This window comes from Microbacterium sp. (assembly GCF_047972865.1).
In the GTDB taxonomy this organism is placed as follows: domain Bacteria; phylum Actinomycetota; class Actinomycetes; order Actinomycetales; family Microbacteriaceae; genus Microbacterium.
On the sequence record NZ_JBKEAY010000099.1, the window covers coordinates 1 to 12150 of the forward strand.

The window sequence follows — 12150 nt, forward strand, 5'->3', positions numbered from 1 at the left end:
AGCAACACGTACACGAACGGGTTGCGGGTGACCTTCTTGACATTCATGGTCTGATCAGGCTACCTCGCGGCGCCTATGGGGCGTCTGTGCATTCGCCCACGGCGTATCCGGTGGCCTGTCAGGCGTAGACGTGGCGGGCCAGCACCGCGACGTCGCGCAGGTTCCGATAGCGTTCGGAGAAGTCGAGTCCGTAGCCGACGACGAAGTCGTTGGGGATGTCGAAACCCACGTAACGGCAGTCAACAACAACTTTTGCCGCATCCGGTTTGCGCAGCAGCGCCAGCACTTCGACCGACTCGGCGCCACGGGAGGCGAAGTTCTCCAGCAGCCAGCTGAGCGTCAGCCCGGAGTCGATGATGTCCTCGACGATGAGCACATGCTGACCGGTGAGGTCGGTGTCGAGGTCCTTGCGGATCTGCACGACCCCGCTGGATTTGGTGCCCACGCCGTAGGAGGACACCGCCATCCAGTCCATCTCGACCTGGCCCGGCAGGCGACGGGCGAAGTCAGCCATCACCATGACCGCCCCTTTGAGCACGCCCACCAGCAGCAGATCCTTGCCGCGGTAGTCCGCGTCGACCCGCGCAGCCAGGTCGTCGAGCTTCTCGTGGATCTGTTCCTCGGTCACCAGAACCTCGGTGAGTTGATCTGCGATGTCGGCCGCGCGCATGTCGATGATTCTACGGGGCGTCTACCTCCGCGGGAGCGGCGTCAACATCGCCGATGCCGGCGGCGCGCACCGGTAGTGTCACCGTGAAGCGCGAGCCCTCCCCCGGCGTGCTCTCGACGGTGACGTCCCCGCCCTGCGCTCGCGCGATGCGGCGGGTGAGGGTGAGCCCGAGGCCGGTGCCGCCGTGGTGTTTGGCCAGCGAACTGTCCACCTGCACGAACGGCTCGAAGATGGCCGCCTGCTGGTGCGGTGCGATCCCCACTCCGGTGTCCCACACAGTGACAGCGACGACGTCGTCGTCGCTGTCGGCGCGGATGCCGATGCGCCCCCCGGCCCCCGTGAACTTCACCGCGTTCCCGAGCAGGTTGATGAGCATCTGCACGGTGCGCCGCTCGTCGACCCACACCGTCGGCAGCCCCTCGGGGACGTCGAGTTCCACCGAGAGGGCACGTTCGGATGCCAGCGCGCCGATGGCGTCGAGGGCCGCGACTACGAGGGCGGGCACTTCGATGTTCGCCAGGCGCGGAGCGATGCGGGCATCCGAGGCCGACTTGGCCGCATCGAGGATGTCGCCGATGATGCCCAGCAGGTGGCGCCCGCCGGACTCGATCTGGGCCACGTACTCGGCCTGCTTGTCGGTGAGCGGCCCGTAGATGCCGCGACCCAGGATCGCGGCCAGTCCGATGACGGCGTTGAGCGGGGTGCGCAGTTCGTGGCTCATGCCCGCCAGCAGGTCATCCTTCTGACGCGCAGCGGCCTCCGCGGCGTCTCGCGCGGCCAGCAGTGCCCTCTCGAACTCCTTGCGTGCACCGATATCGCGGCCGATGATCGCAGTGGCTTCGCTGCCTTCCAGTTCAGCGCGCGCGAACGTGATCTCCAGTTCGCGGGCGTTCCCGGCCCGGGTGCGCACGTCGACTTCGATCGAGTGCTCCGAGTCGAGCGCCTCAAGCGCCCGCTCCCGGTACCCGCGTCCGGCGCCCTGCGGAATCAACTGCCGCAGTTCGGAGCCGATGAGCTCTTCCACCGTCGTCTCGAAAAGTCTCGCGGCGGCGTGGTTGGCGTCGACGAGTTCGCCGGTGTCGTCCACGATGATGATGGCGTCGGCGGCGCGCTGGACGATGCTGCGCGCGAAGTCGACGATGTCGCGCTCGCGCCGTTCTGCGTTCTCGCGGTCCCGCTCAGCCGTGGCAGCGGCAATGAGGCTGCCGACGGCCGCAGCCACCGGGCCGAGGTAGTCGATCGCCCAGTCCTCGAAGTCGCCGCGCCGATTTGCCAGCGCGATCACCCCGACCACCGCGCCGCCGCGCGTGATCGGAACGGCCACGACGTTGCGCAGGTCGCCGGCGGTCTCGGGCACCGCCGCTCCGGGGTCGTCGGGGTTGTTCGAGAGCACGGGGCCGGCGGTCTCGAGCACGCGTCCGAGCGGGTTTCCCGAAGTCGGGATCTCACACGCGACGCGACCGCCCGGCAGGGTCGACTGCCGTTGGCGCGCATCCCAGCGGAAACGCGACGTCGCCCAGCTGCGCAGAATCCGGCCGCGGTCGGTGTCGCGGAGGTCGGCAATGATGCCGTGCTGCGCGCGCATCGTGGTCATCAGTGCGTCGAGCACCTCTTGGAACAGCGCCGCGAGGTCGCCCCCGGCGAGATAGCGATTCTGCATCGCGGTGACGGTGCTCAGCAGCGAATGGGACCGGTTCAGCTCGAGGTCGGCGCGGTTCAGGTCGGAGACATCCTCCATGGCGCCCTCGAAGTACAGCACCTCGCCGTCGTCATCGCGCACGGATCGCGAGCGCACACGAACCCAGATGGTACGGCCGTCGAACGTGCGCAGTTCGATCCGCTCCGCAGGCAGCGTGTCGCCGTTCAGCACGCGCGACAGCAGGTAATCGCGCCGGGTCGGGTCACCATACAGATCACGGGCGTTGACCTGGCGCAGCTGGTCGAAGGAGGTCGCTCCGACCAGTCGTACCATGGCGTCGTTGGCGGCGACGAAGCGGCCTTCGACGGTCGTCCGGTAGACCGCGACATCGAGTCCGGCGACGATGTCACCGAGCAGGGCGGTCGCGGGCTGTGTCATCGTCAGCCGCCGTTGAGCGCGGTGCGCATGACCCCGGCGAGCTGGTCGAGCTCGAGTGGCTTTGTGAGCACCCCGTTCCCCAGCGCCGCGGCGCGCTCCAGCACCGTGGTGCTACCCGAGGCCGTCACGAAGACGATCTCCATCGCATCCAGCCCCTCGATGGACGGCAGCCGCCGCGCCACCTCCAGCCCGTCCAGACCGGGCATCATGACGTCAAGAAACAGCAGGCGGGGTTTGAGTGCGCCGCACACGACGAGACCTTCCCACCCGTCAAGGGCGGACGAGACCGCGACCGAGGCGTCGACGTCGACCGCCGCGGCACGCACGATCTCGGCGGTGACGGGGTCGTCGTCGATGACGAGCACGGACAGCTCGGAACGGATGTCGAGCGACTCCGCCAGTTCCTCGAGTTCCCGTCGTCGCCGCGCGTGAGGCTCGCTGCGGCCGCGTTCCCAGGAGTTGATCGTCGGGTACGACACTCCCAGCCGTCGCGCCAGCCCTTCCTGGGTATCTCCGGTCACCGCACGAATGCGCGCAACGAGTTCGGGGGTGGAGAGCATGACCTAACTATACAGTGCGCTATGAATTTTCACGGCCAGAGCACTGCGGTCGGCTGCCACTCGACCACCGACGACAGCAGCGCGCGCGGGTCGCCGGTGGCTGCCTCGGCGAGGTGCACGAGAAAGAGGTCCATCACCATGTCCATCGTCAGCCCGACCGCGGCGTCGTAGTTGTGCTGCACGATCCGCGCCCGCTCGGATTCGTCATCGAGCAGCCGTGTGATCGCCCGAGCCATGTCGTCGACGTCACCCGGCTCGAAGAAGACCCCGGTCAAACCCTCATCCGCGACGAGGCGCTCCAGGTCGCCGACGCGCGGCACCACCGGAGCGCAGCCGAATCCGGCGGCCTGGTGCAAGACACCCGAGCTTCCGGTGGTGGCCTCGTAGGGGAACACCGTCAGTCGGGCCCCGCGGAACAGTCGCTCGACATCGTCCTCCGCCACGTAGCCGGTGAACTCGACATCGGATCCGCCCATGCGCCGCTCCACATCGGCCAGGTAGCCGGTTGCGTTCGGGCTGTCGGTACCGGCGACCACGACCGTCACGTCGGGGCGCCCGAGACTGCGCACCGCCGCGATCAGGCCCTCCACCCGCTTGTAGGTGCCGAATTTGCCGAACGCCAGCACGACCGGCACGGTGGGCGAAGCGCACGGCGGCATCGGTGCGTCGAAGGTCCCGTGGGGCGTCCAGGCGACGTTACGGGCACCGTAGCGTTGGCGGAGGATGTCGACGTAGCCCGGCATGGTCGTGGTGACCAGCGTCGAGCGCAGCACGATGCGCGTGACGAGCCGGCCGGCCGCGCGCAGCAGACGCTCCCGCAGCGGCGAACCGCCGAATCCAGCCGCACCGAGGTCGACGGTGTCGACGAGGTTGTGCAGGAGCGTGACCACCGGGATACCCGCCGCCCGCAGCAGCGCCGGGCTGCACAGCCCGAGCGCCGCGGCTACCTTCGACGAGCCGAAGCTGGTGAAGTGCGCGTTGATGAGGACGACGTCGGCGCGACGGTGACGCGCCGCCCGCAGGATCCGCACCGGGGTGGCCGGTGAGTCGAACCGCCAGCACCGCACGATCTCGACCCCGTCGATGTCGGGGTAGTCCAAGTCGAGGTCTTCGACGAGGGCGATCACCCGGATGCCGCGCCGCCGACCGAGTGCACGCAGAAAGTGCAGACCGTACTCGGCGAGCGTCGTGGCGCTGGGGCTGAGGGCGGTGACCACGGCGACCGTCGTCTCACGCATACCGGTACACCCCGCGCATCCCGTTCCAGCGAATGCGGATGATCGACCGCACGAACCGGGCGGCCTCGGCGATCGGCGAGACCGTCGATCCGGGCGCGTCGAACCACGTCACCGGCACTTCGACGACGCGGTAGCCGAACCGGCGCGCGAGGTAGAGCTCTTCGAGATCGAACGCGAAGCCGGGGATGGTCTGGGCCGCGGCGATGCGGTGCGCGGCCTCGGCGGTGAACAGCTTGAATCCGCACTGCGTGTCGCGCACCCCGAGACCGAGCCCCACTCGCACCACGGTGCGCAGGCCCGCCGTCATGAGGCGGCGCAGGGGCGAGCGATGGCGCACGTCGGCACCGGCGGCGGCTCGCGACCCGATCACGATGTCGGCGCCCTGGCTCAGCTCGGCGAGCAGGGCGTGGATCTCGGCGGCGGGGGTCGCGTTGTCGGCATCGGCGAACAGCACCGCCGCGCCGCGTGCGGCGGTGAGCCCGCGGCGCACCGCATCCCCCTTCCCCGCGTTGCGCGGCGCCGGACTCACCCAGATGTTCGCGTGGCCGAGTTGCCGGACGATCTCTCGCGTCGCGTCGGTCGACCCGTCGTCGGCGACGATGAGCTCCCAATCCAGCTCCGTCTCGGAGAGGCAGGCCGCGAAGGCCGCGATCGTCGGCACGACCCGCCGCGCTTCGTTGTAGGTCGGCAGGACGACGGTCAGGTCGATGTCGCCGACGATCTGCCGGTCACGCCAGTGCAGGTAGCGCTCGTACATGGGAGTCCTCCGGTCGGGTCAGGAGTCTTTATCTTTATATTATTTTATAGCGTTTTTTCTTCTGGCGCCAGCGAAACGACCGGTGACCGCGATCACGGTCACGGTGACGGCCATCGCGATCACCTGCAGGTTCGCGAGCGTCACCGGGTCGGCACCGAGCACCACCATGAGTGCGACCTGCAACGCCGCGCCTGCCAACAGCACGATGGGTCCCCGGTGCCGCCCGCAGGCGACATCCCACGACGCCCACAGGTTCGTCACTGCGAACAGCGCCGACGCCGCGGTGTAGGGAACGAGGATGTCTGCGGCACCCGCGTACGACGCACCGAACACCGCGACGATGAGTGGTCGGCCCAGCAGAACCGCCCCGCCGGTGGCCGCCAGGCCGAGCGCGGCGGTGATCGCCGTCGCCTGCCAGAACGCGCGGCGACGCGCGTTGTCGTCCGCCCCGGAGCGGGCGGCCTGGGGCACCGCCGCCTGCACCACCGCCCACGACAGGAAGAACACCAGCCGCCCCGCCACCGCGCCCGCGGCATAGACCCCCGCCACCTCGGGGTCGAACCGCGCCTTGGCCACCACGATGTCGGCGTTGTTGATGAGCACTTGTGCGCACAGCAGCACCGACGACCCCAGCAACGCCGCCCGCAGCGTCGGCCACGACGGCGCGGCGCCCGGGCCACGGCGCCGCGCGCCGTCGCGGCGCCGTGGCGCACGCGCCACGAGGGCGGCCGCCACGAACCCCACCGCGATGCCCACAGCGACCCCCACCGGCCCGGCACCGGCGACGGTGAGGGCGAGCACCGCCGCAAGGCGGGCGACCGCCTCCGCCACGTACGAGGCGGCCAACCGCAGGTAGCGCACGTCGCCGAGGGCCACGCCGCGCTCCACCGCCTGCACGAAGTACACCGGGAGCCCCGCCCCCAAGACAACGAACATCCAGGGAGTCGAGACCGACAGCGCCGCCGACAGGGCCGCCGCGGTGGCCGACATCCCCACGGCGATCACTCCCCCGCAGATCCACGCGGAGCGCACCAGGAGGCGACGGATGCCGTCGATCGCCTCCGGATGAGTCGCCACGGCCTTCGACGCCGCCAGCTGCAGTGTGGCGGCCACGAGCGCCGCCAGCAGCACGACGGTCATCGCGAGCGTCGCGTCGCCGAACTGTGCCGGGGTGAGCAGCCGGGTGAGCACGACGTGGAGCAGCCAGTTGCCAGCGCTGACAACGATCGTGGCGAGGCCGAGGACGGCGCTGCCTGCCAGGAGGCCCGAACGCGGGGCGGCGGGAGACCTCATGGGGTCACCGCGGCTTCGGCCCGGCGGAGCGGGACGACTGCACGGAGCCAGCCCCGGGCGAGGCCGGCGTCGGCGCGAGCGCGCATCGCCAGCACACAGGCGGCCGCGTTCATCGCGCTGCGACGCGTGCGTCGCTCCATCAGGGTACAGAACAGTGCCTCCCCGAGGGTCCCCGCATCGAGCGGGCCGTTGATGTCGACGGCGCTGCGGCCGAGCTGCAGGGCCGTCACCAAAGAGGTGACTTTGACGTCGTAGGCCAGCGCGAACACTGGCACACCCAGCATCGCGGCCAGCACGATGGCATGGAAGCGTTCGGCGATCACCAGATCGCACCGCGCGACGATGGCGGCCACCTCACGGTGGTCGACCGGGCGGTGCATCACGAACGGTACACCCGGCACACGCGCGGCGAACGCGGCCAGCGCGGCAGCGTCGTCGTGGGCCTTGCCCTCGGACTGCATCGGCAGGGCATGGATCTCGATCGGCTGGCGCGAGTTCACGCGGTCCAATGCCACTGCCAGCGCGCTCTGAAAGTGCTCCCAGTTGTCGGGGTTGGCAATGTCGTAGTTGAGGTTCAGTGCCACGGGGACCCGCGGGCCGTGCACCCGCGGCGGCAGCCGGTCGCCGCGCAGCAGCGCGGGGTCGGCGCCGAACACCGCGTCCGCGGTCACACGGGCCGCGACGCCGAGTCGCGCGCACAGCGCACCCGACTCCGCGTCACGCACCGTGAGCAGCTGCACCCGGCGCAGGATGCGGGCGGCGAGGAACCGGCCGGCGGTGCTCGCTATCGGCCCGACGCCGATGTTCAGCATGGCGATCGGCACCCGTCGTACGCGGGCGGCGACCACGACCGCCAGCAGCATCAGCAGCGTGGCGTACCGGTTGCGGCCGATCGTTGCGTACAGCTCCTTGACGATGGACCCGCCGCCGAAGACAACGGCATCCGTCGTGGCCAGACGCCGCCACAGCGACAGCCGGTCGCGCGCGGTGTCGATCACGGTCACATCGAATCGTCCCGCGAGCTGACGCTCGGTGAACGCCGGGTCGTAGCTGTTGACGGTGTATGCGATGTCGGTCCCGAGCTGGTGCAGGAACGTCTCCAGCAGCAGTTCGTCGCCGATGTTGTGCTGGCCGTGAGTGCCGAGGAAGAGGACCCGCGGTCGGGGGTCGGCGGTGGTCATTTCCACTCCTGTGTTGCGGGGGCGAGGTCGTCGCGTCGGGGACGCAGGTGTGCCCGGACGGCGAGTCCGGCCACGAGTAGCGCGATCGCGCCCAGCCCCCACACGGTCCACGTCGACCCGCTGGCACCGATCGCCCCAGGCTCCAGACCCGACACGCCCGCCGCGGCGAGGGTGAGCAGTTCCTCGTCGCTGAGGTCACGGTGCGGCCCGTTCGCGGCCGGGTCGACGTACCCGGGGCTGTCGGTTCCCTGCACGTCCGAGGTGTCGGTGCAGCTCAGTTCGCTCGGCGACGTGACGATGCGGCTGTCGGTCGCGTCCGCCCGGTAGTCCGACTCGGGGATCACCAGCACGCCTTCCATGAGGAGTTGGTTGTCGTCCTTCTTGGTGATGGTCAGTTGGGTGCGACCGGCCGTGCCCGACACGACACCCAGGTCGTAGTATTCGTCGCCACCGCTGACGGGAACCACGCCGGCATCCAGACTCGCCCCGACGCTCGCCGCCGAGCTCCCACCGAGGTCGAGCGCCGTGCGATGGGGCGTGTAAACGGTGTCGGCGCTGTAGTACTGCATCGCATCGGCCGAGCCGCGCAGCTCGACGTCGGCGTGCAGATCGAGCCCGCTGTCGTCGACGGTGACGGTGTTGACGGTGGCTGCCCCGCGCAGGAGCAGATGGTATCGCCCGTCCCGGGGCAGGCTGATCGGCACGGTGACCTCCGTGGCGTGCGGTGCGGCGACGAACGATCCGTCGAGCGTTGCGAAGACACCGGGCGTGATCATCTCGGTGCGGTTCCATTTGGTGTTGGAGAACAGCAGGAACTCACGGAACATCGGCGAGAGGTAGTAGTTCGACGACACCAGGTCGGGGTTGAACGGCAGGATCTTCGGGCTTGGTGCGAAGAACGCGTCGCGGTGCTGCTCCGCCCACAGGTCGACGGTGGCGCGGACCGGGTCGTTCGTGTACACGACGGCATCCGCTCGCGCCGCGTCGGCCTCGGAGAGGAACGGGAGGTGCTGGAAGTCGTAGCAGCGGGTGAGGTCGAGCCGGTTCCACACCAGGTCGAGGTAGCCATTCCAGGTGGTGTCGATGATCAGCGGGGGGCGATCGGCGGGGGCACGGTCGACCATTTCGTAGAGCACGAACGTGTCGTTCTCGTACGCTTGCCGCAGGTGCCCCAGCGTCACCTGCCGCTGCATGGCCGGGACGGTGTACGACTCGACATCGGGCAGGTATTCCACGCCCACGCCCTTGTTGTCGCGCAGACGTTTGTTGACGACGATGTAGCGGATGCCGATGTCGCGCACCTGGTTGATCCACCAGTCCTGCTGGTAGTAGATGCCCCGCAGGATGAGGAAGAAGGCGTACTTGTTGTAGCCGTCGCCGGTCAGTCCGTAGTAGAAGCTCGGCTGGTCGAGGTAATAGATGAAGAACTTGTCGATGAACTTGTGATCGATCCCGTTGTCGTCGGTGGTGAGCTTGGCGGTCTCGGTGGGCGGCAGGACGACCGTCTTGCCCTGCGGCAGTGCCGTGAGGTGGGTCTTGAGGTCGGCGAGGTCGGCGGTCGGGTAGGGCGCGGCGAACGTGCCGAAGTTTCCGCTGCCGAACACGAGACGGTAGTTGGGGTTCGACCAGAACGGGACGAAGAAGAGCGTCACGAGCATCGCGGCGGCCGCCGTCTGCACCACCGCACGGTCGCGGGGCCTGAGTTCGTGCCGCACGGAGGCTCGCAGGCGTCGGCCGAGGGCATCGACGGCCCACGCCAGGGCGAGCGACATGACGAGCGGGGCGAGGACGAACAGGAGCAGTTGGAAACGGTGCGGGAATCGCAGCACCTGCACGACGGTCGACGAGACCGTGAGTGCGAGGTCGCCGAGGGCACTGTGGGTGTCGTACACGGCTCTGGTCAGCGCCGCCAGGGTGCGGTGAAAGGTGGGAAACCAGGTGGGCTCGGCGTATCCGATCGTCGCCCACATGGCGAACAGCGCCACGACCAAGACCACGCCGAACAGCTGGCGGTGCGCCCGCGTGGTCAAGAGCGCCCGCCGGATCGGCGGCAGCAGCAGCGGCGCGAAGAACAGCAGCGAATAGAGGATATTGGTGAATCGGGGCATCTTGGCGAGGTAGTCACCGAAGAGGATCTTGTCCATGATCCCGGCGAGGTCCCAGCTGAGCATGTGCAGCCACGACACCGAGGCATCGCGGATGAAGTAGTAGTCGCCGGGAACGGTCTCGGCAAGGTTCTCCACCCCTCGCAGTGCGACGAAGGTGACGAACAGCTGGTAGGGGATGAGTACGACGAACAGCAGCAGGAGCCCGGCGACCACACCGCGGCCGACGACGGTCTGACCCCACCGGTGCGCGGCGCGACGCAGCCGCGCACGGCGAGCGGGCGCGACCAGGGCACTCCGGATGCGGTGCAGCCACCCCGGCATCCGTGCCGGTCCGCCGGTGCGGATCCACCGTACGATCTCGCCGGCCAGCAGGGTGGTGGCGGCGACGACGAAGAACACCGCGAACAAGATGAGGTAGTGCACCGCCGGATTGAACAGGATGAGCAGGCAGGCCGCGACGAGCCGACGCACCCAGCGGCCGCGCGCGAAAAGAACGGCGTGCACCGTGAACAGCACGGCGACCGTCATCATCGCCAGGCCCAGCAGCAGGGTGTAGAAGTGGGTGATCTTGGCGTACGTCACGATGAGGTAGAGCAGCGCAACCGGAAACGCCGTCGTCACCGCAACGGTGACCGGCGATAGCGTGCGGAACACGTCGGTGATGAACCACGTGACGGCGCGGTAGACGAGAGTGAAGACTGCCGGGATCACCAGCAGCAGGGCGAACGGCAGCACCGTGAAGTAGCGCAGCCAGGTGGTGAGGAACGCGTACCGCACGCGGAACTCATAGCCGTTGGTGAGGTCGTTGAACCATCCGGCGGCCTGATCGAGCAACTGGCTGTGCACGTTGAAGAACGGCACGAGTTCGTCGCCCGAGATGACCTCCTCGCCGCGGAGGATCGCGGGAATGGCGACGAGGACGTCACGGAAGACGATGAGGGCCGCGGCGAAGAAGACGCCGGTGACGACCCAGGTGATGCGGCGAGCGATCCTGCGTTCGCGGCCCCGTTGTGCGCGGGTGTGTCCGCCCGCGCCCTCGGCCGTTGCGGGTGTCGGGTTCACCCACAACGGCCGAGGTCCTGTCATGCAGCGAACGCGATCGCGTTCATTGCGGGGGGCGGGGTGACTGCCGGAATCGGCCCGGTGAGCACCAGGTCGAGCCGCGACAGCTCCAGCGCGATGCGCGCTGCATCTGACAGGCGGGTGACGGTCAGGGAACCGCCGACCTCCATCGTCCGCATCAGGCTGCGGACGAGCGCCGCGAGGGCACTCGAGTCCATGAAGTCAACATCGGCGAGGTCGATGAACAGTTGGGGATGTCCATCGGCGACTCGGGCAATCACCTCGCGCGCGAACTGGCCGGTGGTATGTACATCGAAACGGCCGGATACCGATACATACAACGCGTTCTGCGTTTCTGTGATGTTGAGTTCCATGGTGGTGCCTTCCACGGTTTTCGACGAGGCCTTCTCGTCGACCCAGGATTAACTGTATAGCGCTTTATAGTGATTAGGCGAGCGTTCGATCACATCAGCGCGATATATATGTCGCAGCGACCGAACGGTCTTTTACACGGCGGTGAAAGCGATACGCCCGCCCGCGCGAGAAGCCCGGCATCCCGGCAGGTCGATGGGCCCCTGGCCCGTCCAATCGGTGACCAGGCGCGACACGGCGAGGGTCTGCGTGCGCGACAGGCTGACATGGAACTCGCTGGCGACCACGTGGCGAATGATTCGGTGCCGCAGCGCGGCGGGGTTGGCGGCGAGGGCCACCGCCGAGACCGCGATCCCCGCCTCGGTGTGCTCGACGATGTCAGCGACGGTCTCATCGACCATCGCGTCGAAGGCAGTGGCGTCCTCGCGCAGTTGTTCCGCAGTGCGGGCCAAGGCCTCGGCGATGCCGGGGCCGAGCTCGGCTTCCAGCACCGGGAGCACCCGGCGGCGCGCGCGCACCCGCGCGTACGCCGGGTCGTCGTTGTGCGGGTCGTGCCAAGGGGTGAGGCCGGCCGCCTCGCAGGCGGCGCGGGTCGTGTCGCGTCGCACCGTCAGCAGCGGACGGATCCAGCGCACGGCCGCGGTGTCGCCGCGCTCGTCCCCCGTCTGGTCGGCGTCGCGGACGGGGGCCATGCCCGCGAGGCTCGCTGCGCCCGATCCACGTGCGAGGCCCAGCAGGACGGTCTCGGCCTGATCGTCGAGGGTGTGCGCCAGCAGGATGTCGCGGGCGCCGCACTCGGCGGCGGCCGTCGCCAGGGCGGCACGGCGGGCGG

Annotated in this window: 10 protein-coding genes; all 10 read right to left on the bottom strand. The window is 68.9% G+C overall.

What is annotated here, in order from left to right; genetic code table 11:
• Positions 1–118 precede the first annotated feature (118 nt).
• A complete protein-coding gene (gene hpt, locus ACK5KK_RS06235; protein WP_416889226.1) occupies positions 119–670 on the bottom strand; it encodes a hypoxanthine phosphoribosyltransferase in 552 nt (183 codons plus the stop codon).
• Between the two features lie 10 nt (positions 671–680).
• Positions 681–2747, bottom strand: a complete 2067-nt coding sequence (locus tag ACK5KK_RS06240) for an ATP-binding protein (protein WP_416889227.1) — start codon at positions 2745–2747, stop codon at positions 681–683.
• Positions 2748–2749: 2 nt separating this feature from the next.
• Positions 2750–3307, bottom strand: coding sequence for a response regulator (locus ACK5KK_RS06245; RefSeq protein ID WP_416889228.1), 558 nt, complete (start codon positions 3305–3307; stop codon positions 2750–2752).
• A 29-nt stretch (positions 3308–3336) separates the two neighbouring features.
• A complete protein-coding gene (locus tag ACK5KK_RS06250; RefSeq protein ID WP_416889229.1) occupies positions 3337–4545 on the bottom strand; it encodes a glycosyltransferase in 1209 nt (402 codons plus the stop codon).
• A complete protein-coding gene (locus tag ACK5KK_RS06255; RefSeq protein ID WP_416889230.1) occupies positions 4538–5302 on the bottom strand; it encodes a dolichyl-phosphate beta-glucosyltransferase in 765 nt (254 codons plus the stop codon). Before ACK5KK_RS06255 ends, ACK5KK_RS06250 begins: the two co-directional genes overlap by 8 nt.
• A gap of 39 nt (positions 5303–5341) precedes the next feature.
• Positions 5342–6595 carry an oligosaccharide flippase family protein gene (locus tag ACK5KK_RS06260; RefSeq protein WP_416889231.1) on the bottom strand — a complete coding sequence of 418 codons (1254 nt, stop codon included), beginning with the start codon at positions 6593–6595 and terminating at the stop codon, positions 5342–5344.
• Positions 6592–7776 (bottom strand): polysaccharide pyruvyl transferase family protein, encoded by a 1185-nt coding sequence (locus ACK5KK_RS06265; RefSeq protein ID WP_416889232.1) that lies wholly within the window; start codon positions 7774–7776, stop codon positions 6592–6594. The genes ACK5KK_RS06260 and ACK5KK_RS06265 overlap by 4 nt, the downstream gene beginning before the upstream one ends.
• Positions 7773–10970: a hypothetical protein gene (locus ACK5KK_RS06270; RefSeq protein ID WP_416889233.1), complete on the bottom strand. Its 3198-nt coding sequence runs from the start codon at positions 10968–10970 to the stop codon at positions 7773–7775. Before ACK5KK_RS06270 ends, ACK5KK_RS06265 begins: the two co-directional genes overlap by 4 nt.
• Entirely contained in the window at positions 10967–11320 is a 354-nt protein-coding gene (locus ACK5KK_RS06275; RefSeq protein ID WP_416889234.1) for an STAS domain-containing protein, read from the bottom strand. The genes ACK5KK_RS06270 and ACK5KK_RS06275 overlap by 4 nt, the downstream gene beginning before the upstream one ends.
• 132 nt (positions 11321–11452) lie before the next feature.
• Positions 11453–12150, bottom strand: a 698-nt coding sequence (locus ACK5KK_RS06280) for a tRNA lysidine(34) synthetase (protein ID WP_416889235.1), incomplete at its 5' end; no start/stop codon positions are given.